This is a genomic window from Shigella dysenteriae (assembly GCF_022354085.1).
GTDB lineage: Bacteria > Pseudomonadota > Gammaproteobacteria > Enterobacterales > Enterobacteriaceae > Escherichia > Escherichia coli.
Genome location: NZ_CP055055.1, coordinates 1592903 through 1615771, shown reverse-complemented (window position 1 = coordinate 1615771; position 22869 = coordinate 1592903). Strand labels below are relative to the sequence as shown.

Below are 22869 nucleotides of genomic sequence, written 5' to 3'. Positions count from 1 at the left end.
TGCCCGTCCGCCACTGGACGGGCTTTTTTTTAGCTGGCTAACTGCTGACAGAAAGCCTGCAACGTCTCTTCCGACATACCAATCTGCCGCGCCGCATCACAAATGGCCTGCCAGCTTCCCCCATCCAATGGAATCCCCTGCTTCTGCCGTTCGCGACGCGTGTTCACTTCCCACTCGCCCGGTAGCAAAATCGGCTTATCGTCATCATGCGGCGAGGCTTTCACCCACTCGGCAAAGGCTTCAGTCTGCGCGCTACAATCCGGCGCGCCGAACAGTTCCGGGTTGATGATGATAGTGGTCATGCAGTTAAGAATGGCATCGGGACTGGTTTGTAACGTTTCCTGATGCGTCGTTTTACCGCCAGAAAGCGCCCCGCCAAGAATTTCACACATCGCGGCAAGGGCGTAGCCTTTATGTTCGGCAAAGGTCAACAGCGACCCCAACGGCGACTCCTGCATTACCGCCGGATTGGTCGTCGGCACGCCGTTAACGTCAATCAGGCAACCTGGCGGCACGGGGACGCCTTTATGCCAGGCGACGCGGGTTTTGCCAAATGCAATGGCGCTGGTGGCGTAATCAAGCAACAGCGGAAAATCATCTTTACGTGGGAAAACCACACAGAACGGATTGGTGCCAAAGCGGCTGTCGCGACCGTGGAACGGCGCGACCATTGGAATACCGACCACGCTAACAAAGTGGATAGAGACAAACCCCGCCGCTGCGCACTGTTCTGCCCAGTAACCGATACGGCCGATATGATGCGAGTTATGTAGCGCCACGGCAGCAATACCGTGCTGATGCGCTTTCTCAATCCCCAGCGCCATCGCTTCGTGTGCCGCGACCTGACCAAATGCGCGATCGCCATCGAGCGTGACCGCCGCCCCCGCCTCTTTAACGATTTTGGCATGATGGTTAATTTGCAGGTGCCCCTGACTCCAGGAGCGTACATAGCTTGGGATCATGCCAATACCATGTGAATCATGCCCTGCCAGGTTTGCCGCGATTAAATGATCGGCAACTAATTTCGCTTCTTGTTCCTCGCTACCCATCTGACGAAATACAGCCTGAATAAAGCTGTGCAGCGTCTGAGCATCAAAGCGATGACCACTTTCCATGGTTAACTCCTGTTTATGTTATGTGTTTGTTGTTTTTTTATGCTGCACGCCGGGCGCGAGAAGGTCAATAAAGATGCAGGAATTTCATATTGCGGTGGGGTAAAAGCCGGATGACGTGGCTCATCCGGCTGAGATAAAAATTAAAATGCCTGATTAACGCGCGCCAGGCCATCGCTGATAGTTGCCGCTTCACCCGTAGCCACCAGGCAGCAAGCCATCTGGATTTTCAGCGATTCGGGAATCGGTTCGCTGCCAGCCAGGCAACGCTCAATCCACTGCGCCGTGGTTTCCGGATCTTTTGCTTGTGGCAGTAACTCGCTACCAGCAGTGTCCTGTTTTTCATACAGCACCCGCATCCCTTCACGGTCAATGAGATTGATCTGCGGGCAGCGCTGCGGATTAGCATACACTTCGCCTTCAGTACCATGCATTAGTAACGCCCGCCCGCCGATATCGCTAAAGAACTTTGCGACGCGTCCAATGTATTCCGGATGCGAAACGCTGGAAAGACGCAGTGCCTCACCTTCGGCAAATGGCGTCGCCAGTTTCGCCAGGGTATGTGCACTGTTACGCACGCCCATCCGCCAGCGCATCGCCAGTTGTTTTTCCAGCGGCGGGCAAAACGCGCCGACAGGCATAAACACCGGTTGATGTTCGTCGAGCTTCGCCTGCGCCTGCCCGCCGTGCAACGTTGGCGTAATACCCATCAGTTCGAAAATGGTTTCTGTCAGCACGCGAGTTGGATCTTCGCTAACCCCGTGAACCACCACAGGAAAACCGAGTTTGTGCAGGAGAATCGCCAACAACGGCGTCAGGTTGGCCTGTTTACGCGCGCCGTTGTAACTGGGGATGACAATCGGCATCGGCTTGCCTGCAGGCGGCGTCAGCTTGATGGTGTGATTTTGCATGGCTTCGTAAAAGCCGAGCATCTCTGCTTCCCCTTCCCCTTTGATACGCAGCGCAATCAATACGCCGCCCAACTCAAGGTCAGGGACTTCACCATTGAGCATATGGGCATACAGACCGCGCGCAGTATCCCGGTCTAAATCGCGCGCGTGGTTTTTCCCGCGCCCGATCTCTTTAATGATTTTGCGATAGTCCATTTACGACTCCTTACCTGACTCACATCATTAACGCCGCCGACGGCGTGGGGATTTCGTTTTTTCTTTCTTTTTAACTATACCTTCAGGGACTTCCGGTTGCTCTATCGGAAATACCGGTAATGCATCCAGTAGTCGCTTGCCATAATTTTTGGTCAGCAAGCGTTTATCGTAAATCACCACTTCGCCCCAGCAACCGTGGCTTCGAATCAGTCGCCCAACCTGCTGAATCAGGTTAAACGAGGCGCTCGGCAGGCTTTGCACCTCAAACGGATAGCGGTTGAGGCTTTTCAGCCATTCCCCTTCGGTGATCACCACCGGGCTGTCGATGGGCGGAAAAGCGATTTTGTGGATATGCACCTGGGTGAGCAGATCACCTTTCAAATCAAGCCCTTCGGCAAATGACTGTAAGCCCACCAGCACACTACGCTCACCGTTGGCGACGCGTTTGCGGTGCAGTTCAACTAAACGGTAACGCGGCTGATCGCCCTGCACCAGCAACATCAGACGTAAATCCGTCACATAGTCGAGAAAGCGCTGCATTGCACGCCCGCTGGCAAACAGCACCAACATACCGAGATGTTTTTTGCTCTCCACCTGCTCACGGAAAAAGGCCACCATTTCAGCAATATGCTGTTCTTCGTTGTCGATGGAAGGCTCAACGCGCATCCGGGGAATAACAATTTTGCCCTGTTCGCAGTGGTTAAAGGGGGAATCCAGCGCCACAAAACGGTCGCCCGCTTTCTCTTTCAGCCCGCTCATCTCCTGCAAACGCGAAAAACTGTTCAGCGAACGCAAGGTTGCGGAGGTGACAATAATGTGCGGAATACTGCGCCACAGCAGCCTTTCCAGCTGATCGCTGACACGTATTCCCACGCAGTGAAACCAGAGATGCAGCTGCCCTTCGCGCTCTTCTCGCGTCGCCCATTTAGTGACAGGCGCACCGGAAGATTGCGCCAGCGAAGCCAGCCGCCAGAGTTTGCTTTGCGCCTCGAACATCCCCAACGCGCGGTTCATCTGCAAAATCAACCGATGCAGACGTACAATGTCATGGCTGCCGGTTTTCTCACTTAAATCGTTAAGAAATAACTCCGCCAGACCACGCAGCATCTCGGTGAGTTTTGCCAGCCGCTGGCAGATCTCCAGCACTTCATCAGGCAGTTCACCCATTGCAAAACGGTGCTCTGCCTCCTGCCCGGCAGGCATGTAGAGATTGAGAATGTTGTTTAACGAGGCGATAAGCTCATACAACTCTTCACAATGCGCATTCAAACGTTCAGGGATCGCCAACGGCGGGATGGTCTTCGGGCGAAACTGCTCCATGCAGGTAGCGACCAGTTTCGTGAACAAGTCCAGCTGTAGCCGATACCATGGCGCGGTGATTTCGGCACTCATCTCCAGCGCATCCCGCGCCACATCTGGCAGGTGATGACCTTCGTCCAGCACCAGCAGTAAATTTTTCGGGTCAGGCAATACCGCTTCGCTTTCCATCGCCGCCATCACCAGCGCATGGTTTGCCACCACCACTTCCGCTTCCTGAATCTCCCGACGAGCAACAAAAAACGGGCATTCGCGATAGTAGTAACAGTTGCGGTTGAGGCAGCTGGCTTTGTCGGTACTTAAACGACGCCAGAGATCGTCATCTATAGCGATATCCGTATGATCGCGCAGACCATCCCATTTATAAGTGTCGAGATCGCCCTTCAGCTTCGCACAACGTTTTTGCTCTTCCTGATTGTTCGGCGTCAGCTCGTCGTCAAGAAACGCCAGCAGATCCTGTTGCGTGGGCTCAGTGCTGGCAAGCGCCGTCAGATTACGCGGGCAAACGTAGCGCCCACGCCCAAAAGCGGCAGTGAATTTAAGATCTGGAATGATCTTTTTCAGCAGCGGTAAATCTTTACTGTAGATCTGATCCTGCAACGCCACGTTGGCGGTACTCACCACCAGCGTTTTTTGCTCTTCGCGGGCAATGGCGATGCCGGGGATCAAATAAGAGAGCGTTTTCCCAACGCCGGTGGGGGCTTCAATCGCCAGATGCCGCCCTTCTTCTCCGGCCAGCGTTTTGGCGACGTCCGCAATCATCTGCCGCTGCGGCGCACGGGGAATAAAGTCGGGGATCTGTTCCTGAAGCGCCTTATACCAGGCGGCAATTTGCGCTTTAAGCGCGGCGGTTAATGCCATGAGAAAACCTGAAATACTGTATAAACAGCCAATATTGTGGCATTTTTCGGTTTTCAGGGGTAATGGTTTTTCTGTTTCTGGAAAGCGGCTCGCAAACACGCCCTCTCGCAATATATTTGATTGAAAGTTCGACGGCACAGTGAGCGCCAGTCTTCAGGGCAGAAAACAGCAAGTGATACCGCATTTCGTGGTTACACTTGCTGCCGTCATCGCTTCGCAGGAACCGGTATTGCCCGCCATGGCCTGAGCCAGGACCATCAATGCCATTATTCAGCTGCAATCTTTACACCCATGCGTCTGGCGTCCACTCGGATAAAACTTTAGAAAAACGATATTGTGCATAGCGGACCATATCACGATATAACGAACTTATACGCAACTGGTTGGCCTCTTCATTAGACAGATTATTTAAATCAAGCAATACCGTTTTGTATATATTAAAAGTTTGATTGCTTATCATACTTTCATCTAAAGAATGTGCTTTCACCAATAAAGCAAATGCATAACGTTTTAAAGTTTTTGACGCATCAGGAATACCGTTAAAGACACTACTGTGAGAAATATTTGCAAATACGGCAGACAGGCAGAAAAATATTTTAGACTTATCCCTTTCACTGGCCTCGTTGAGATCCAGCATCGTTAATAGACTAGCGTAATGTTTATCTTTCAGAGTATGCTGTTGCCATTGATCTGAATCGTTTATTAAAGAGGAAAATGATGAATTAAGTTCTGTTGGTTGATTATTGCATTCGGGCACAAAATCTGTTTTTCGCATTATTGCTGACATAAATATATCACGAATATAACCTTTGAATCCAAGAGCATTGAGGATCAATTGATGTTTCTTATTTTTCTGCGCATATTCCCATCCTTTTGCAAATAAAGGAAATGCACGCATACAAATCGTTTCTGGATCATCTATGACAATTTCATGGGTATCCTGCAAAGATGGATAAATAGAGTAATTATTCCAGATAGTCTTTTTCTTAACCTCTGGCTCAAGCATTGAGATTAATGCCTGTTGCGATAAGCGCATTACTCGCCCAGAGTTATCGGATGATAACAAGATATAACATTTATTATCTTTATCTAACAATCCTTGCTGCTGATTGAAATTCAATTTAATTTCTTCAGTAACGAATTGTTTTATTTCAGGTAATGAAAGATAATTGTGATAAAGGTCAAATGCTAAGTTTTTCTCTTCAACATTTCCGTTTTCAAAAAGCAAATCAATAAATTGAATAAATCTATAATTTTCAGAAACCATCAACTCTGGTCTCTTTAAAAAGAGGGCATGGAAAAAGTTAATTATTTCCGCATCGTTATTCAGATTTTTATTTCTGAAGTAGCACAGATACGTATCCAGTGCGCGCATAACAAGTTCATGATCGCTATTAAGTGGGGATTTTATTAATTTTGCTATTATGGTTGATGGGAATGCCACTATGTCCCGCAGCGCGAAGAGCTCCATGCCATCAGTTAATTGCGTTAACAGATCTTTTACTGTTTGTATGTTATCAGTACTATCATTGAAAGATTCGTCTGCCAGAGAATTCAGTTTTTCTATCATCCCCCCGATTACAAATATATCTTTTTCGCTCTCCACGTCATGATTAGACATATCATCGACGATATCTTTAACTTTACTATCACTTTCAAATAGTTTTTCTCTCACAATATTATTAGCGTTTACTGCAGAAGTCGCATCATAATAGGATGGCGGAATAATAACAGAGAATTCGTTAGTGAATATAGAATGATCTGCAAGATTATCATCATTCAATTTCTCGCCAACATTTAGCGAATTAACAGTCCTCAGAATATGCATCTCAATCTGACTGTCAGAAAGACTTTTAGAAAAACCACTACCTTCAGTCAGTTCAATTTTCATCCTGAGTATTTTATTTTTGAGGTCGGAAAATGTATTTACATAGGGAATAAAAACATCTGACAAATTAGAGTTGTTTTTCTTCCCATTAATATTATCTATTCTGACGGTGATCCCTTTCTCATCACGAGGAATTGCATCATTCATATTTATAGAGATCACATTTTCATGTCTGGATTGCCCGGTTTTAATCGTCATATTGATATCATTTGCGCTGATCTCCGAAATCTCACTGACGAATTTTTTAAATGCATTATAGCGCTGGTGGCCAGCATTAAATTTGCCAAATGAAACATAATATGCGAAATGTTCAAGGAAACCATGTAATTCCAGTAAATTAACCGGGTCAGAACCCTGCACCATATTTAATAACATCGTCGCATAACCATTGCATTTTGAACAATCCATACATAGCTCCTTTGCACTTGAATGATCTGCGAATCATAAGCCTGGCAAAATGGGGAATCTTACAGAAATCGCTCATTTTTAACTTTTCGTACTGCAAACTCAGGATCAACCGGGTTATGAAAGTCTGCTGCTGTACGGCTCTAAACAGACTGGCAATCAATCTTTCTATCAATAAGCTGAAATGAGCGATTTTTGATAGTTTATTAGAACTACTAAAGATATACGGTAATGAAACGACTGCACACTTTATTTTGCTTAGGGAGATAGTCGGATACACTATAGACAATGAAAATAATAAAATCAGGGACAGAATCAAGCTAATACTGAATCACATATCTCATAATAATTTACCAGATGATGAACAAACTCTTTATGCAATAGCATGTTTATTCCAGATTTTCCCAGAAATTGTTTATGAATATCAACCAATGTTATTAACAATAATTCAAATTGCAAGAAGAAATAATTTCATTGCCATTTTAGATACACTAGATAGATCATAAAGCAAATTTATTAAAACAATAAAATCAGACATGTCATGCATGTCTGACCGTGTTACCTGAATAATGGGCAAAAGCCTGTGATACTCTTTTGCCCTTACATGGAATTACTGCGCAGCGGCAGGTTTACGCGGACGGCGGCGACGTTGTTGTTCGCCTGCCGGTTTGGCATCGCCGAGGCGGCGAGACGGTTTTTCTGCAGGCTTCGCGCTTGCAGATTTTGCACCACCTTCTCCACGGCGTAGTTGCTGTTGACCGCGACCACCGCCCTGCCCACGACCACCGCCGCCACGTTGCTGGCGACCGTTCTGGATCGGTTCGGCTTTGATTGACGGGTCCGGCTCATAGCCCGGAATCGCAATGCGCGGGATCTCTTTTTTCAGCAGTTTTTCGATATCACGCAGCAGTTTGTGTTCATCAACACACACCAACGACAACGCTTCTCCGGTGGCTGCGGCACGACCGGTACGCCCGATACGGTGGACATAATCTTCCGGTACGTTTGGCAGTTCATAGTTAACGACGTGCGGCAACTCTTCGATATCCAGACCGCGCGCAGCGATGTCAGTTGCCACCAGTACACGAATATCGCCCGATTTAAAATCGGCCAGCGCACGGGTACGCGCACCTTGCGATTTATTACCGTGGATCGCCGCACTACGGATGCCATCTTTATTAAGCTGTTCAGCGAGATGGTTAGCGCCATGTTTGGTACGGGTAAACACCAGCACCTGCTGCCAGTTCCCTTTCCCAATCATGTGCGACAGCAATTCGCGCTTGCGTTTCTTATCAACAAAGTGAACATGCTGGGTCACCTGATCAGACGCGGTATTGCGGCGTGCCACTTCGATTTCCAGCGGGTTGTGCAACAGTTTTTCCGCCAGGACTTTAATATCGTCAGAGAAGGTCGCGGAGAACAACAGGTTCTGGCGCTTCGCAGGTAGTTTTGTTAACACGCGACGGATATCGTGGATAAAGCCCATGTCGAGCATGCGGTCAGCTTCATCGAGGACGAGGATTTCAACCTGATCCAGCTTCACTGCATTCTGATGTTCCAGGTCCAGCAAACGTCCCGGCGTTGCCACCAGCACATCAACGCCGCCGCGCAACTTCATCATTTGTGGGTTAATGCTGACACCGCCAAACACCACCAGCGAACGAATGTTCAGGTATTTGCTGTAATCACGGACGTTTTCGCCAATCTGCGCAGCCAGTTCACGGGTCGGGGTAAGAATGAGAGCACGTACCGGACGACGCCCTTTGGCGTGCGGCTGGCGAGTGATCAGGTGTTGCAACAGCGGCAGCGTAAAGCCCGCTGTTTTGCCGGTGCCGGTCTGGGCGCTAGCCATCAGGTCGCGGCCTTCCAGCACCGCAGGGATCGCCTGCAGCTGAATAGGGGTGGGTTCACGGTAACCCTGCTCGGCAACGGCGCGCAGGATATCAGGGCTTAAACCCAAAGAATCGAAAGACATAACTACTCCGAACCGCCCCGACCGTTACCGGTGTAGTTTTCAGGGAGATACTGAAAAGGAAAATGACAAAAACCACAATGTCATGAGGGAGCGGAGTGTAGCAGTTTTTGTGACGCAGCGCATAAATTATCCCTGTGACTGGCGTAGCTAAAATTCTTAGCCATACTGGACAACTCCCCTATGGAGTCATAATCTTAATCAATCATTTGATTAAGAATGGACTGTGCGATGAATAATCCTGCCATGACAATCAAGGGTGAACAGGCGAAAAAACAGCTGATTGCTGCCGCACTGGCGCAGTTTGGTGAATATGGAATGAACGCCACCACCCGCGAGATAGCCGCCCAGGCCGGGCAGAATATCGCTGCCATCACCTACTACTTCGGTTCGAAAGAAGATTTGTACCTCGCCTGCGCCCAGTGGATTGCCGATTTTATTGGCGAGCAGTTCCGTCCGCATGCCGAGGAAGCCGAACGCTTGTTCGCCCAACCACAGCCTGATCGGGCTGCCATCCGTGAACTGATCCTTCGCGCCTGCAGGAACATGATTAAGCTGCTCACCCAGGATGACACCGTCAACCTCAGCAAGTTTATCTCCCGTGAGCAGCTCTCTCCCACGGCAGCCTACCACCTGGTGCACGAACAGGTGATTAGTCCGCTACACAGCCACCTGACACGCCTGATTGCCGCCTGGACCGGCTGCGACGCCAATGACACCCGCATGATCCTTCATACCCATGCGTTGATTGGTGAGATTCTGGCGTTCCGTCTTGGCAAAGAAACAATTCTGTTACGTACCGGCTGGACCGCGTTCGATGAAGAAAAGACCGAACTGATCAACCAGACGGTGACCTGTCATATCGACCTGATTTTGCAAGGATTATCGCAAAGGAGTTTGTAGTGATGAAAAAACCTGTCGTGATCGGACTGGCGGTAGTGGTACTTGCCGCCGTGGTTGCCGGAGGCTACTGGTGGTATCAAAGCCGCCAGGATAACGGCCTGACGCTGTATGGCAACGTGGATATTCGTACGGTGAATCTTAGTTTCCGTGTTGGGGGGCGCGTTGAATCGCTGGCGGTGGACGAAGGTGATGCGATCAAAGCGGGCCAGGTGCTGGGCGAACTGGATCACAAGCCGTATGAGATTGCCCTGATGCAGGCGAAAGCGGGTGTTTCGGTGGCTCAGGCGCAGTATGACCTGATGCTTGCCGGGTATCGCGATGAAGAAATCGCTCAGGCCGCCGCTGCGGTGAAACAGGCGCAAGCCGCCTATGACTATGCGCAGAACTTCTATAACCGCCAGCAAGGGTTGTGGAAAAGCCGCACCATTTCGGCAAATGACCTGGAAAATGCCCGCTCCTCGCGCGACCAGGCGCAGGCAACGCTGAAATCAGCACAGGATAAATTGCGTCAGTACCGTTCCGGTAACCGTGAACAGGACATCGCTCAGGCGAAAGCCAGCCTCGAACAGGCGCAGGCGCAACTGGCGCAGGCGGAGCTGAATTTACAGGACTCAACGTTGATAGCACCGTCTGATGGCACGCTGTTAACGCGCGCGGTGGAGCCAGGCACGGTTCTCAATGAAGGTGGCACGGTGTTTACCGTTTCACTAACGCGTCCGGTGTGGGTGCGCGCTTATGTTGATGAACGGAATCTTGACCAGGCCCAGCCGGGGCGCAAAGTGCTGCTTTATACCGATGGTCGCCCGGACAAGCCCTATCACGGGCAGATTGGTTTCGTTTCGCCGACTGCTGAATTTACCCCGAAAACCGTCGAAACACCGGATCTGCGTACCGACCTCGTCTATCGCCTGCGTATTGTGGTGACCGACGCCGATGATGCGTTACGCCAGGGAATGCCAGTGACGGTACAATTCGGTGACGAGGCAGGACATGAATGATGCCGTTATCACGCTGAACGGCCTGGAAAAACGCTTTCCGGGCATGGACAAGCCCGCCGTCGCGCCGCTCGACTGTACCATTCACGCCGGTTATGTGACGGGGCTGGTGGGGCCGGATGGTGCAGGTAAAACCACGCTAATGCGGATGCTGGCGGGATTACTGAAACCCGACAGCGGCAATGCCACGGTGATTGGCTTTGATCCGATCAAAAACGACGGCGCGCTGCACGCCGTGCTCGGCTATATGCCGCAGAAATTTGGTCTGTATGAAGATCTGACGGTGATGGAGAACCTCAATCTGTACGCGGATTTGCGCAGCGTCACCGGCGAGGCACGTAAGCAAACTTTTGCTCGCCTGCTGGAGTTTACGTCTCTTGGGCCGTTTACCGGACGCCTGGCGGGCAAGCTCTCCGGTGGGATGAAACAAAAACTCGGCCTGGCCTGTACCCTGGTGGGCGAACCGAAAGTGTTGCTGCTCGATGAACCCGGCGTCGGCGTTGACCCTATCTCACGGCGCGAACTGTGGCAGATGGTGCATGAGCTGGCGGGCGAAGGGATGTTAATCCTCTGGAGTACCTCGTATCTCGACGAAGCCGAGCAGTGCCGTGACGTGTTACTGATGAACGAAGGCGAGTTGCTGTATCAGGGAGAACCAAAAGCCCTGACACAAACCATGGCCGGACGCAGCTTTCTGATGACCAGTCCACACGAGGGCAACCGCAAACTGTTGCAACGCGCCTTGAAACTGCCGCAGGTCAGCGACGGCATGATTCAGGGGAAATCGGTACGTCTGATCCTCAAAAAAGAGGCCACACCAGACGATATTCGCCATGCCGACGGGATGCCGGAAATCAACATCAACGAAACTACGCCGCGTTTTGAAGATGCGTTTATTGATTTGCTGGGCGGTGCCGGAACCTCAGAATCGCCGCTGGGTGCAATATTGCATACGGTAGAAGGCACACCCGGCGAGACGGTGATCGAAGCGAAAGAACTGACCAAGAAATTTGGTGATTTTGCCGCCACCGATCACGTCAACTTTGCCGTTAAACGTGGGGAGATTTTTGGTTTGCTGGGGCCAAACGGCGCGGGCAAATCGACCACCTTTAAGATGATGTGCGGTTTGCTGGTGCCGACTTCCGGCCAGGCGCTGGTGCTGGGGATGGATCTGAAAGAGAGTTCCGGTAAAGCGCGCCAGCATCTCGGCTATATGGCGCAAAAATTTTCGCTCTACGGCAACCTGACGGTCGAACAGAATTTACGCTTTTTCTCTGGTGTATATGGCTTACGCGGTCGGGCGCAGAACGAAAAAATCTCCCGTATGAGCGAGGCATTTGGCCTGAAAAGTATTGCCTCACACGCCACCGATGAACTGCCATTAGGTTTTAAACAGCGGCTGGCGCTGGCCTGTTCGCTGATGCATGAACCGGATATTCTGTTTCTCGACGAACCGACTTCCGGCGTTGACCCCCTCACCCGCCGTGAATTCTGGCTGCACATCAACAGCATGGTAGAGAAAGGCGTCACGGTGATGGTCACCACCCACTTTATGGATGAAGCGGAATATTGCGACCGCATCGGCCTGGTGTACCGCGGGAAATTAATCGCCAGCGGCACGCCGGACGATTTGAAAGCACAGTCGGCTAACGATGAGCAACCCGATCCCACCATGGAGCAAGCCTTTATTCAGTTGATCCACGACTGGGATAAGGAGCATAGCAATGAGTAACCCGATCCTTTCCTGGCGTCGCGTGCGGGCGCTGTGCGTCAAAGAGACGCGGCAGATCGTTCGCGATCCGAGTAGCTGGCTGATTGCGGTAGTGATCCCGCTGTTGCTGCTGTTTATTTTTGGTTACGGCATTAACCTCGACTCCAGCAAGCTGCGGGTCGGGATTTTACTGGAACAGCGTAGCGAAGCGGCGCTGGATTTCACCCACACCATGACCGGTTCGCCCTACATCGACGCCACCATCAGTGATAACCGACAGGAACTGATCGCCAAAATGCAGGCGGGGAAAATTCGCGGTCTGGTGGTTATTCCGGTGGATTTCGCCGAACAGATGGAGCGCGCCAACGCCACCGCACCGATTCAGGTGATCACCGACGGCAGTGAGCCGAATACCGCTAACTTTGTGCAGGGGTATGTCGAAGGGATCTGGCAGATCTGGCAAATGCAGCGAGCGGAGGACAATGGGCAGACTTTTGAACCGCTTATTGATGTACAAACCCGCTACTGGTTTAACCCGGCGGCGATTAGCCAGCACTTTATTATCCCCGGTGCGGTGACCATCATCATGACGGTCATCGGCGCGATTCTCACCTCGCTGGTGGTGGCGCGAGAATGGGAACGCGGCACTATGGAGGCTCTGCTCTCTACGGAGATTACCCGCACGGAACTGCTGCTGTGTAAGCTGATCCCCTATTACTTTCTCGGGATGCTGGCGATGCTGCTGTGTATGCTGGTGTCAGTGTTTATTCTCGGCGTGCCGTATCGCGGGTCGCTGCTGATTCTGTTTTTTATCTCCAGCCTGTTTTTACTCAGTACCCTGGGGATGGGGCTGCTGATTTCCACGATTACCCGCAACCAGTTCAATGCCGCTCAGGTCGCTCTGAACGCGGCTTTTCTGCCGTCGATTATGCTTTCCGGCTTTATTTTTCAGATCGACAGTATGCCCGCGGTGATCCGCGCGGTGACGTACATTATTCCCGCACGTTATTTCGTCAGCACCCTGCAAAGCCTGTTCCTCGCCGGGAATATTCCAGTGGTGCTGGTGGTGAACGTACTGTTTTTGATCGCTTCGGCGGTGATGTTTATCGGCCTGACGTGGCTGAAAACCAAACGTCGGCTGGATTAGGGAGAAGAGCATGTTTCATCGCTTATGGACGTTAATTCGCAAAGAGTTGCAGTCGTTGCTGCGCGAACCACAAACCCGCGCGATTCTGATTTTACCCGTGCTAATTCAGGTGATCCTGTTCCCGTTCGCCGCCACGCTGGAAGTGACTAACGCCACCATCGCCATCTACGATGAAGATAACGGCGAGCATTCGGTGGAACTTACTCAACGTTTTGCCCGCGCCAGCGCCTTTACACATGTGCTGCTGCTGAAAAGCCCACAGGAGATCCGCCCAACTATCGACACACAAAAGGCGTTACTCCTGGTGCGTTTCCCGGCTGACTTCTCGCGCAAACTGGATACCTTCCAGACCGCGCCGTTGCAGTTGATCCTCGACGGGCGTAACTCCAACAGTGCGCAAATTGCCGCCAACTACCTGCAACAGATCGTCAAAAATTATCAGCAGGAGCTGCTGGAAGGAAAACCGAAACCTAACAACAGCGAGCTGGTGGTACGCAACTGGTATAACCCGAATCTCGACTACAAATGGTTTGTGGTGCCGTCGCTGATCGCCATGATCACCACTATCGGCGTAATGATCGTCACTTCACTTTCCGTCGCCCGCGAACGTGAACAAGGTACGCTCGATCAGCTACTGGTTTCGCCGCTCACCACCTGGCAGATCTTCATCGGCAAGGCCGTACCGGCATTAATTGTCGCCACCTTCCAGGCCACCATTGTGCTGGCGATTGGTATCTGGGCGTATCAAATCCCCTTCGCCGGATCGCTGGCGCTGTTCTACTTTACGATGGTGATTTACGGTTTATCGCTGGTGGGATTCGGTCTGTTGATTTCATCACTCTGCTCAACACAACAGCAGGCGTTTATCGGCGTGTTTGTTTTTATGATGCCCGCCATTCTCCTTTCCGGTTACGTTTCTCCGGTGGAAAACATGCCAGTATGGCTGCAAAACCTGACGTGGATTAACCCTATTCGCCACTTTACGGACATTACCAAGCAGATTTATTTGAAGGATGCGAGTCTGGATATTGTGTGGAATAGTTTGTGGCCGCTACTGGTGATAACGGCCACGACAGGGTCAGCGGCGTACGCGATGTTTAGACGTAAGGTGATGTAACTTCTTATCTTTCGCCAGCAAAGACACTACCGCCGGGCCGGCAAGGATTGCCAGCCCTGCAATTGCCAGCAAAAAGTTGTTTTCCAGTACGCGGGACAACAGCCACAGCACAATCAGCGCTGCGCCAAAATACCAGGTCGTGGTCAGCTCTTCCAGCACGTCTGCCACCTCACGCCAGCGTTGCTCGGGGTGGCGCTGAAACACCAGCATCATCACTACCGTGACACAATACAGTGCGCATAATCCCACGCCGACGTGAACCAGAGTCTTACTCATCCAGCCCACCACCAGCAGCGCCACTACCAGTAAATGCAACATAATCTGCCAGCAACTTAGACCCGTTGCGACACGAACACGTTGTTGCCACTTCATGGCTTCTCTCCTGAAGAATTTATCTCTACTTACTCAGAGTACCGAACTTTACGGAAAATTCCGTAAGACCGCACCTTTTTGTGACGCCGACTACACTATTTCAATGAGATAAGAGGCAAAGACAGGAAAATTATGCCCGATCAAACACAACAATTTTCGTTCAAGGTGCTCACCATCAATATTCACAAAGGCTTTACCGCGTTTAACCGACGCTTCATTTTGCCGGAACTTCGCGACGCCGTTCGTACCGTCAGCGCCGATATTGTTTGCTTGCAGGAAGTGATGGGCGCGCACGAAGTTCATCCGCTGCATGTGGAAAACTGGCCCGATACCTCGCACTACGAGTTTCTCGCCGACACCATGTGGAGCGATTTTGCCTACGGTCGCAATGCCGTATACCCGGAAGGGCATCACGGTAACGCCGTACTGTCGCGCTATCCCATTGAACATTATGAGAATCGCGATGTTTCGGTCGATGGTGCGGAAAAGCGCGGCGTGCTCTACTGCCGCATTGTGCCGCCGATGACCCGAAAAGCGATTCATGTGATGTGCGTACATCTGGGCCTGCGTGAGGCGCACCGTCAGGCGCAGCTTGCGATGCTCGCCGAATGGGTGAATGAGCTACCGGACGGCGAACCGGTATTGGTGGCGGGTGATTTCAATGACTGGCGGCAAAAAGCTAATCATCCGTTAAAAGTGCAGGCCGGACTGGATGAGATTTTTACCCGCGCCCACGGACGCCCGGCGCGCACGTTTCCGGTGCAATTTCCTCTACTACGACTGGACAGGATCTACGTCAAAAATGCCAGCGCCAGCGCGCCAACCGCGTTGCCGCTGCGGACATGGCGACACCTTTCTGATCATGCCCCTTTAAGTGCGGAGATTCATTTATGAAATGTAGCTGGCGCGAAGGCAATAAGATCCAGTTGCTGGAAAACGGCGAGCAATATTATCCCGCGGTGTTTAAGGCGATTGGCGAGGCGCAAGAACGCATCATTCTTGAAACGTTTATCTGGTTTGAGGATGACGTCGGCAAACAGCTGCATGCGGCGCTACTGGCAGCAGCACAACGCGGGGTTAAAGCGGAAGTCTTGCTGGATGGCTACGGTTCGCCGGATCTCAGCGATGAGTTTGTCAATGAACTGACGGCAGCTGGCGTGGTATTTCGCTACTACGATCCCCGCCCTCGCCTTTTTGGTATGCGCACCAATGTGTTTCGCCGGATGCATCGCAAAATTGTGGTGATCGACGCGCGTATCGCCTTTATTGGCGGGCTGAATTACTCCGCCGAGCATATGTCCAGCTACGGTCCAGAGGCCAAACAGGATTACGCGGTACGCCTTGAAGGGCCGATTGTTGAAGATATCCTCCAGTTTGAACTGGAAAATCTGCCAGGACAAAGCGCGGCCCGACGCTGGTGGCGACGTCATCACAAAGCGGAAGAAAATCGCCAGCCGGGAGAAGCGCAGGTATTGCTGGTATGGCGCGATAACGAAGAACATCGCGATGATATAGAACGCCACTATCTGAAAATGCTCACTCAGGCGCGGCGGGAAGTCATTATCGCCAACGCCTACTTCTTCCCCGGCTATCGATTTTTACACGCCTTGCGTAAAGCGGCACGGCGCGGGGTGCGGATCAAACTGATCATTCAGGGCGAACCGGATATGCCGATTGTCAGAGTCGGTGCGCGCTTGCTGTATAACTATCTGGTTAAAGGCGGCGTTCAGGTATTTGAGTACCGCCGCCGCCCGCTCCACGGCAAAGTGGCATTGATGGACGATCACTGGGCGACAGTAGGGTCCAGTAATCTCGATCCGCTCAGTTTGTCACTGAATCTCGAAGCTAATGTCATCATCCACGATCGTCATTTTAACCAGACGCTGCGCGATAATCTGAACGGCATTATCGCCGCAGATTGTCAGCAGGTCGATGAGACCATGCTGCCGAAACGCACCTGGTGGAACCTAACCAAAAGCGTGCTGGCGTTCCACTTTTTACGCCACTTCCCGGCGCTGGTTGGCTGGCTTCCGGCACACACGCCACGTCTGGCGCAGGTTGATCCCCCCGCACAACCGACAATGGAAACGCAGGATCGGGTAGAAACTGAAAACACGGGGGTAAAACCCTGATGAGTAAATCACACCCGCGCTGGCGCTTAGCAAAGAAGATCCTCACCTGGCTGTTTTTTATCGCGGTGATTGTGTTGCTGGTGGTCTACGCCAAAAAAGTGGACTGGGAAGAGGTCTGGAAGGTCATCCGCGACTACAATCGCGTTGCGCTGCTTAGTGCGGTCGGGCTGGTGGTCGTCAGCTATCTGATTTACGGCTGCTATGACCTGCTCGCCCGCTTTTACTGCGGTCACAAACTGGCGAAGCGCCAGGTGATGCTGGTGTCGTTTATCTGCTACGCCTTCAACCTGACACTCAGTACCTGGGTCGGCGGCATTGGTATGCGCTATCGTTTGTACTCTCGTCTGGGGTTGCCCGGTAGCACTATTACGCGGATTTTCTCGCTCAGTATTACCACCAACTGGCTGGGCTATATTTTGCTGGCGGGGATTATCTTTACCGCAGGCGTGGTGGAGCTACCGGATCACTGGTATGTCGATCAAACCACACTGCGCATTCTCGGCATTGGCTTACTGATGATTATCGCGGTTTATTTGTGGTTTTGCGCTTTCGCGAAGCACCGCCATATGACCATCAAAGGGCAAAAGCTGGTGCTGCCCTCATGGAAATTCGCCCTCGCCCAGATGTTGATTTCCAGTGTTAACTGGATGGTCATGGGAGCGATTATCTGGCTGTTACTTGGTCAAAGCGTGAACTATTTCTTTGTACTGGGCGTGTTGCTGGTTAGTAGTATTGCAGGCGTCATCGTGCATATTCCGGCGGGGATTGGTGTGCTGGAAGCGGTATTTATCGCATTACTGGCAGGGGAGAATACATCCAAAGGCACAATTATCGCCGCCCTGCTCGCTTATCGCGTCCTGTATTACTTTATCCCGCTGCTGCTGGCGCTGATCTGTTACCTGCTACTGGAAAGCCAGGCGAAGAAGCTACGGGCGAAAAATGAAGCGGCGATGTGAAGTTCAGTTAAGTTCTTTAGTATGTGCATTTACGACTAATGAAAAAAACGCGTATGCCTTTGCCAGACAAGCGTTATAGCTATCGCGGCAAGTATCCCAAAGAAGCCGATAAAATAGTAATAGAGTGTTAATGCACCTATAAAAGCGCAACGAACCGGACTCCACAACTCTTCACTATGGCATTTCCCCGCCAGTTCAAGGAGCTTATTTCGTCCATGCGAGATAATGCCTGACCATAACACAATCATTAAGCAACTTATTACCCAAATAGGCCGTTCACTCATTAATGCCGCATTCACGATGATTACCAGGGCCAACCCTGTCAACGTCATCATAATGATAAAACGGTGAGAACCAGGATCAACATTAAATAATAAACCGGCCAGCATACTGATTAAAAACATCGCGCCCGCAGTGCTGAACACGATGATAATGGCATATACAGGAACTAAACTTGCAACGACAATCGCCACCAAAGAGAGTAAAAACAGATATATTACGCCTGCGATGGCGGCATTTATCTTGTTGATATCCTTACTTAAGCCATACATACAAAGTAATAATAACCCTATGGCGACATACATTGGTGGTGAATCATATTTGGTTGCCGTAATTTCGAGATACTTAGCACCTCAGGCCAGCCCTGCGGTTGCCACCAAACCTAAAGCGGTAATGAGCCATATACCGTTTAATATCCTGGTCTCGTGCTGAAAATCTAATTTATTGCTGTTTTGCAAGTATGATTCCATTCTTTTAGTTGTCCTTATAGAAAAATATTAATATTCATCATGAATAAATTTAAACCCACGCATACAAAATACTTTTGTATTTATGGATACGGAAAACTCTTCCGCTCGGCCATAAGGCGTATTTTATACCTGGTACTTGTTAAGTGTCGTTTTTAGTAAGAAAAAAAATCCCGACACATGGCCGGGATATTGATGGTGAAAAAAGAATTAACGACGATTGCCAAAAATTCGCAGCAACATCAGGAACAGGTTGATGAAGTCCAGATACAAGGTTAACGCGCCAAGAATGGAATATTTACGCAGGTTAGAGCTGTCGCGGGTATCAATCTGCTCACCCATGTTTTTCAGTTTCTGGGTGTCGTATGCGGTCAGCCCCACAAAAACAATCACACCGATATAGGTGACGGCCCACATCAATGCTTCGCTTTTCAGCCAGAAGTTGACCAGCGATGCCAGCACAATGCCGATTAACGCCATAAACAGCATATTGCCAAAGCCACTTAAATCGCGCTTCGTGGTGTAACCGTACAGGCTCATTGCGCCGAACATCCCGGCAGTAACGACGAAGGTACTGGCGATAGAAGCAGCGGTATAAACAATGAAAATACTGGAAAGCGTAAGACCCGTCAGCGCCGAATAAAGCATAAAGAGCATCGTCGTTACACCTGCGCTCAGCTTTTGAATCATCGCTGATAACACAATAACCAATGCTAATTGCGCGATGATCAGACCGATTAAAAAGACACGGTTAGTGAACAACAGCTCCATCACGGCCGCGGAATTAGCCGCATACCAGGCAACAAATGCGGTCAGCAACAAGCCAACGGTCATCCAGCCATAGACTTGCGCCATATAAGTCTGCAAGCCAGCCCGGGGTTGTACAATTGAATCAGAACGTGGGAATCTGTCCATGACGATCTCCTGAAGATATAAGGAATATCTTAAGGATACTGCAAAATGATGAGGCTGTGCATCGACGCAGCGTAAACGCATGTACTGAGCGGCAAAATTGCCGGATGCAGCGGTGCCTTATCCGGCTAAAAAAAACTACCAGCGTTTTGCTGCCTGCTGATCGCTCTCCCGAGCTTCGACCCAGCGGTCGCCTTCAGGCGTGGCTTCGCGCTTCCAGAACGGTGCGCGGGTTTTGAGATAATCCATAATAAACTGCCCGGCTTCAAACGCACTGTTGCGATGCGCACTGGTGACACCGACAAAAACGATTTCATCGCCCGGCCATAATTCCCCGATGCGGTGAATCACCGTGACGCGCCCAAGCGGCCATCGGTTACGCGCTTCATCGACAATTTCTGCCAGTGCTTTTTCAGTCATCCCCGGATAGTGTTCGAGGGTTAATGCTTTGACGCTGTCGCCCAGGTTATGGTTGCGCACCTTACCGGTAAAGGTGACTACCGCACCGTCTTCGTCACGCTCCGCCAGCCACGGGTACTCTTCTCCTACGCTGAACGGCTGCGGACCAACAACAATTTTGGTTTCTGCCATCTTAACCTCCGGTTACCGGCGGGAAGAAAGCTACTTCGTCGCCGTCAGTCAGCGGATGGTCAAAACTCACCAGCGTCTGGTTGACGGCAGCCAGTAATTTGCCATCTTCCAGCGCCAGCGCCCAGCGATTGCTCTGCGCAGCCAGGTGTTGGCGTAACGCTTCAACGGTTGGGAAATCCGCAGCCACTTCGGTTGCATCTGTTCCTACCAACTCGCGCACCTGGGCGAAAAAAAGAACTTTAATCATCCGCTTCCACCTTAAAGTCACCCGACTTGCCGCCGCTCTTCGCCAGCAAACGTACCGGACCAATCACCATATCTTTTTGCACCGCTTTGCACATGTCATAAATGGTCAGCGCCGCCACGGAGGCCGCGGTTAACGCTTCCATTTCGACACCGGTTTTCCCGGTCAGGCGGCATAAGGTTTCTATACGCACCCGATTGTGCTCCGGCTCGGCCTGTAAATTGACTTCAACTTTGCTGAGCATCAGCGGATGACACAGCGGGATCAGATCCCAGGTGCGTTTTGCCGCCTGAATACCGGCAATACGCGCAGTGGCAAATACGTCGCCTTTGTGGTGGCGACCATCAATAATCATCGCCAGCGTCTCGCTGCGCATGGTGACAAAGGCTTCGGCGCGCGCTTCACGCACGGTTTCCGCTTTGGCGGAGACATCCACCATGTGCGCTTCGCCAGCGGCGTTGATATGGGTCAGTTGCGACATACTTATTTCTTCAAATGTGGATGGAAATTACACGGACGCGTACGGGCATCCAGCTGCGGCGCGATGATATTTTCCCATGCGGTACGGCACGCTTTGGTCGAACCCGGCATTGCGAAAATCAGCGTTTTGTTAGCGACGCCCGCTACCGCACGAGATTGCAACGTGGAAGTGCCAATCTCTTCAAACGACAACATACGGAACACTTCACCAAAACCTTCAACTTCACGGTCGAACAACGGCAGCAATGCTTCGGGAGCCTGATCACCTTCCGTCAGGCCAGTACCACCCGTAATCAACACCACTTGTACATCGTCGCTGGCGATCCACGCAGATACCTGAGCGCGAATAGCGTAGCGGTTTTCTTTCACAATGGCTTTATCGACAACGTGATGGCCCGCTTCTTGCGCCGAATCGCGCAGATAGTGACCGGAGGTATCGTCTTCTTCACCGCGACGATTAGAAACCGTAAGAATAGCAATACGGGTCGGGATAAATTCAGTGCTTACCTGACTCATCTGATCTCTCCTTTTGACGTTTTAGCCGCCAATGTACGATAAGTTTTGCGTAATACCGGTGTTGTTTTGATGCAGGAAATGGGTCTGTTTCTTCTCCCGCAGCGCCGCTGAAATACGCGCTTCCAGCGCCTGTTGCTGGGTATCGTCTTCCAGCAGATCGCGCAGGTTAACGCCGCCTTCACCAAACAGGCAGAGATGGAGTTTACCAATGGAGGAAACGCGCAGGCGGTTGCAAGTGGCGCAGAAGTCTTTTTCATACGGCATGATAAGGCCAATCTCTCCGGCGTAATCCGGATGACAAAAGACTTGCGCGGGACCGTCGCTGCGTTGACGTAATTGGTGGATCCAGCCGCGACGCAGTAGCTCGTCACGCAGAACCTGACCAGAGATGTGATGCTTACGGAAAAGCTCGCTGCCCTCGCCCGTTTCCATCAGTTCGATGAAACGCAGCTGGATAGGGCGATACTGGATCCAGTTCAGAAAGGTGTCGAGCTGGTGATGATTCACATCACGCATCAGCACGGTATTGACTTTGACCTTCTCAAAACCGGCCTCAAATGCAGCATCGATCCCTGCCATCACCTGATTGAATTTATCCTGGCCGGTAATGGCATGAAACTGGCGGGCGTCCAGACTGTCGACGCTGACGTTAATGCCAGTAAGTCCCGCATCGCGCCAGTTCGCCACATCGCGTTCCAGACGGTAACCATTGGTGGTGACAGCAATCTGGCGAATAGCGTCGTTTTCTCGCACAGCGGCGATGATATCGGTAAAGTCGCGGCGTAAAGACGGCTCACCGCCTGTCAGGCGCACTTTTTCGGTGCCCAGACTGGCGAAGGCGCGCGTAACCCGGCGAATTTCATCGACGGTCAGAAAGCCTTTATTGGTGACGCCGCTCGGTTTGTAGCCATCCGGCAGGCAGTAGGTGCAACGAAAGTTACACACATCGGTAATCGACAGGCGCAAGTAGTAAAACTTACGCGCAAATGCATCAGTCAGTTGTGAAGCCATGTACACCTTTCCAGATACGGGAGGCGAAGTCATTTCTTCCTTCGCCCTGGTGGCAATCTTTACGAGCATTGTCACGGCCAAAGCACCGTATCAGTTGACCCAGGTGCAGAGGCTAGAGTGTTTAGTGGTTAAGCCGATACTAGCGTGTAAATGAGATTTTTACCATCTACACTTTTGCTATGTAATCATGTATATAGCGTCATGATCGTGCTATTTCGCTACAGAATAAGGGAAAATGGCGGTTTTACTTTGATATACATCATCAGGGAGGCATAGCGTGCATCGTCCTTTAGAGGTAGAAGAAAATAGTTTGTATCCTCAATATTGGCAGGTTAATTGCTGTTTCCCCGCAATTTGCGCTACTGTAGCGCGGAT

Annotated in this window: 20 protein-coding genes, 1 pseudogene and 1 riboswitch; of the genes and pseudogenes, 8 read left to right on the top strand and 13 right to left on the bottom strand. The window is 51.1% G+C overall.

From position 1 onward, the window contains the following. Window positions 1-29 precede the first annotated feature (29 nt). From hcxB to rhlE, 5 genes are all read right to left on the bottom strand, one after another. Window positions 30-1115, bottom strand: a complete 1086-nt coding sequence (hcxB, locus tag HUZ68_RS07730; protein ID WP_021556621.1) for a hydroxycarboxylate dehydrogenase HcXB — start codon at window positions 1113-1115, stop codon at window positions 30-32. Between the two features lie 140 nt (window positions 1116-1255). After that, window positions 1256-2218 carry a DNA-binding protein YbiB gene (gene ybiB, locus HUZ68_RS07725; RefSeq protein WP_000386551.1) on the bottom strand — a complete coding sequence of 321 codons (963 nt, stop codon included), beginning with the start codon at window positions 2216-2218 and terminating at the stop codon, window positions 1256-1258. A gap of 27 nt (window positions 2219-2245) precedes the next feature. Then, window positions 2246-4396 carry an ATP-dependent DNA helicase DinG gene (dinG, locus tag HUZ68_RS07720; RefSeq protein WP_224476318.1) on the bottom strand — a complete coding sequence of 717 codons (2151 nt, stop codon included), beginning with the start codon at window positions 4394-4396 and terminating at the stop codon, window positions 2246-2248. 283 nt (window positions 4397-4679) lie between these two features. Next, on the bottom strand, window positions 4680-6692 hold the full coding sequence (espX2, locus tag HUZ68_RS07715) for a type III secretion system effector EspX2 (protein WP_033815360.1): 2013 nt from the start codon (window positions 6690-6692) through the stop codon (window positions 4680-4682). 607 nt (window positions 6693-7299) lie between these two features. Next, window positions 7300-8664, bottom strand: coding sequence for an ATP-dependent RNA helicase RhlE (gene rhlE, locus HUZ68_RS07710; RefSeq protein WP_033815358.1), 1365 nt, complete (start codon window positions 8662-8664; stop codon window positions 7300-7302). Between the two features lie 228 nt (window positions 8665-8892). Between rhlE and cecR the strand changes: the two genes are divergently transcribed. The 5 genes from cecR to HUZ68_RS07685 are packed head-to-tail and all read left to right on the top strand — an operon-like array spanning window position 8893 to window position 14534. Next, complete coding sequence (cecR, locus tag HUZ68_RS07705) at window positions 8893-9564, top strand: DNA-binding transcriptional regulator CecR (RefSeq protein WP_001296991.1); 672 nt, start codon at window positions 8893-8895, stop codon at window positions 9562-9564. 2 nt (window positions 9565-9566) lie between these two features. Beyond that, window positions 9567-10562, top strand: a complete 996-nt coding sequence (gene hlyD, locus HUZ68_RS07700) for a secretion protein HlyD (RefSeq protein ID WP_000743444.1) — start codon at window positions 9567-9569, stop codon at window positions 10560-10562. Further along, the gene (locus tag HUZ68_RS07695; protein WP_000996092.1) at window positions 10555-12291 is read left to right on the top strand and encodes an ATP-binding cassette domain-containing protein; all 1737 of its coding nucleotides are present in this window, start codon (window positions 10555-10557) and stop codon (window positions 12289-12291) included. The genes hlyD and HUZ68_RS07695 overlap by 8 nt, the downstream gene beginning before the upstream one ends. Continuing rightward, a complete protein-coding gene (locus tag HUZ68_RS07690) occupies window positions 12284-13417 on the top strand; it encodes an ABC transporter permease (protein WP_000070131.1) in 1134 nt (377 codons plus the stop codon). The genes HUZ68_RS07695 and HUZ68_RS07690 overlap by 8 nt, the downstream gene beginning before the upstream one ends. Window positions 13418-13427: 10 nt before the next feature. Further along, complete coding sequence (locus HUZ68_RS07685; RefSeq protein ID WP_000469031.1) at window positions 13428-14534, top strand: ABC transporter permease; 1107 nt, start codon at window positions 13428-13430, stop codon at window positions 14532-14534. Here the strand turns inward: HUZ68_RS07685 and HUZ68_RS07680 are convergent. Continuing rightward, on the bottom strand, window positions 14496-14906 hold the full coding sequence (locus HUZ68_RS07680; RefSeq protein ID WP_000871982.1) for a YbhQ family protein: 411 nt from the start codon (window positions 14904-14906) through the stop codon (window positions 14496-14498). The two genes, HUZ68_RS07685 and HUZ68_RS07680, sit on opposite strands and share 39 nt — an antisense overlap. A gap of 132 nt (window positions 14907-15038) precedes the next feature. Between HUZ68_RS07680 and HUZ68_RS07675 the strand changes: the two genes are divergently transcribed. From HUZ68_RS07675 to HUZ68_RS07665, 3 genes are read left to right on the top strand one after another with little or no spacing between them, the layout of a single operon-like run. Continuing rightward, window positions 15039-15800: an endonuclease/exonuclease/phosphatase family protein gene (locus tag HUZ68_RS07675; protein WP_033815357.1), complete on the top strand. Its 762-nt coding sequence runs from the start codon at window positions 15039-15041 to the stop codon at window positions 15798-15800. Further along, window positions 15797-17038: a cardiolipin synthase ClsB gene (gene clsB, locus HUZ68_RS07670; RefSeq protein WP_000650337.1), complete on the top strand. Its 1242-nt coding sequence runs from the start codon at window positions 15797-15799 to the stop codon at window positions 17036-17038. The genes HUZ68_RS07675 and clsB overlap by 4 nt, the downstream gene beginning before the upstream one ends. Next, window positions 17038-17994: a lysylphosphatidylglycerol synthase domain-containing protein gene (locus tag HUZ68_RS07665; RefSeq protein ID WP_000045453.1), complete on the top strand. Its 957-nt coding sequence runs from the start codon at window positions 17038-17040 to the stop codon at window positions 17992-17994. The genes clsB and HUZ68_RS07665 overlap by 1 nt, the downstream gene beginning before the upstream one ends. Window positions 17995-18029: 35 nt before the next feature. Here the strand turns inward: HUZ68_RS07665 and HUZ68_RS07660 are convergent. The 7 genes and pseudogenes from HUZ68_RS07660 to moaA all read right to left on the bottom strand — a co-directional run bounded on the left by HUZ68_RS07660 (window position 18030) and on the right by moaA (window position 22494). Continuing rightward, window positions 18030-18743, bottom strand: a pseudogene (locus HUZ68_RS07660) (Bax inhibitor-1/YccA family protein). Between the two features lie 207 nt (window positions 18744-18950). Further along, the gene (locus HUZ68_RS07655; RefSeq protein WP_033815356.1) at window positions 18951-19655 is read right to left on the bottom strand and encodes a Bax inhibitor-1/YccA family protein; all 705 of its coding nucleotides are present in this window, start codon (window positions 19653-19655) and stop codon (window positions 18951-18953) included. Between the two features lie 135 nt (window positions 19656-19790). Next, window positions 19791-20243, bottom strand: coding sequence for a molybdopterin synthase catalytic subunit MoaE (gene moaE / locus HUZ68_RS07650; RefSeq protein ID WP_033815355.1), 453 nt, complete (start codon window positions 20241-20243; stop codon window positions 19791-19793). Between the two features lies 1 nt (window position 20244). Then, on the bottom strand, window positions 20245-20490 hold the full coding sequence (gene moaD, locus HUZ68_RS07645) for a molybdopterin synthase sulfur carrier subunit (protein WP_033815354.1): 246 nt from the start codon (window positions 20488-20490) through the stop codon (window positions 20245-20247). Beyond that, entirely contained in the window at window positions 20483-20968 is a 486-nt protein-coding gene (gene moaC / locus HUZ68_RS07640) for a cyclic pyranopterin monophosphate synthase MoaC (protein WP_000080885.1), read from the bottom strand. Before moaC ends, moaD begins: the two co-directional genes overlap by 8 nt. A gap of 2 nt (window positions 20969-20970) precedes the next feature. Next, entirely contained in the window at window positions 20971-21483 is a 513-nt protein-coding gene (gene moaB / locus HUZ68_RS07635) for a molybdenum cofactor biosynthesis protein B (RefSeq protein ID WP_000084639.1), read from the bottom strand. Between the two features lie 21 nt (window positions 21484-21504). After that, a complete protein-coding gene (moaA, locus tag HUZ68_RS07630; RefSeq protein ID WP_033815353.1) occupies window positions 21505-22494 on the bottom strand; it encodes a GTP 3',8-cyclase MoaA in 990 nt (329 codons plus the stop codon). Next, window positions 22482-22626: riboswitch (molybdenum cofactor riboswitch) on the bottom strand. It overlaps the preceding gene by 13 nt. Between the last annotated feature and the right edge of the window lie 243 nt (window positions 22627-22869).

Excerpts from the sequence above, each read along its gene's own strand:
- hcxB (WP_021556621.1), bottom strand. The coding sequence starts at position 1,115 with ATGGAAAGTGGTCATCGCTTTGATGCTCAGACGCTGCACAGCTTTATT.
- ybiB (WP_000386551.1), bottom strand. The coding sequence starts at position 2,218 with ATGGACTATCGCAAAATCATTAAAGAGATCGGGCGCGGGAAAAACCAC.
- dinG (WP_224476318.1), bottom strand. The coding sequence starts at position 4,396 with ATGGCATTAACCGCCGCGCTTAAAGCGCAAATTGCCGCCTGGTATAAG.
- espX2 (WP_033815360.1), bottom strand. The coding sequence starts at position 6,692 with ATGGATTGTTCAAAATGCAATGGTTATGCGACGATGTTATTAAATATG.
- rhlE (WP_033815358.1), bottom strand. The coding sequence starts at position 8,664 with ATGTCTTTCGATTCTTTGGGTTTAAGCCCTGATATCCTGCGCGCCGTT.
- cecR (WP_001296991.1), top strand. The coding sequence starts at position 8,893 with ATGAATAATCCTGCCATGACAATCAAGGGTGAACAGGCGAAAAAACAG.
- hlyD (WP_000743444.1), top strand. The coding sequence starts at position 9,567 with ATGAAAAAACCTGTCGTGATCGGACTGGCGGTAGTGGTACTTGCCGCC.
- HUZ68_RS07695 (WP_000996092.1), top strand. The coding sequence starts at position 10,555 with ATGAATGATGCCGTTATCACGCTGAACGGCCTGGAAAAACGCTTTCCG.
- HUZ68_RS07690 (WP_000070131.1), top strand. The coding sequence starts at position 12,284 with ATGAGTAACCCGATCCTTTCCTGGCGTCGCGTGCGGGCGCTGTGCGTC.
- HUZ68_RS07685 (WP_000469031.1), top strand. The coding sequence starts at position 13,428 with ATGTTTCATCGCTTATGGACGTTAATTCGCAAAGAGTTGCAGTCGTTG.
- HUZ68_RS07680 (WP_000871982.1), bottom strand. The coding sequence starts at position 14,906 with ATGAAGTGGCAACAACGTGTTCGTGTCGCAACGGGTCTAAGTTGCTGG.
- HUZ68_RS07675 (WP_033815357.1), top strand. The coding sequence starts at position 15,039 with ATGCCCGATCAAACACAACAATTTTCGTTCAAGGTGCTCACCATCAAT.
- clsB (WP_000650337.1), top strand. The coding sequence starts at position 15,797 with ATGAAATGTAGCTGGCGCGAAGGCAATAAGATCCAGTTGCTGGAAAAC.
- HUZ68_RS07665 (WP_000045453.1), top strand. The coding sequence starts at position 17,038 with ATGAGTAAATCACACCCGCGCTGGCGCTTAGCAAAGAAGATCCTCACC.
- HUZ68_RS07655 (WP_033815356.1), bottom strand. The coding sequence starts at position 19,655 with ATGGACAGATTCCCACGTTCTGATTCAATTGTACAACCCCGGGCTGGC.
- moaE (WP_033815355.1), bottom strand. The coding sequence starts at position 20,243 with ATGGCAGAAACCAAAATTGTTGTTGGTCCGCAGCCGTTCAGCGTAGGA.
- moaD (WP_033815354.1), bottom strand. The coding sequence starts at position 20,490 with ATGATTAAAGTTCTTTTTTTCGCCCAGGTGCGCGAGTTGGTAGGAACA.
- moaC (WP_000080885.1), bottom strand. The coding sequence starts at position 20,968 with ATGTCGCAACTGACCCATATCAACGCCGCTGGCGAAGCGCACATGGTG.
- moaB (WP_000084639.1), bottom strand. The coding sequence starts at position 21,483 with ATGAGTCAGGTAAGCACTGAATTTATCCCGACCCGTATTGCTATTCTT.
- moaA (WP_033815353.1), bottom strand. The coding sequence starts at position 22,494 with ATGGCTTCACAACTGACTGATGCATTTGCGCGTAAGTTTTACTACTTG.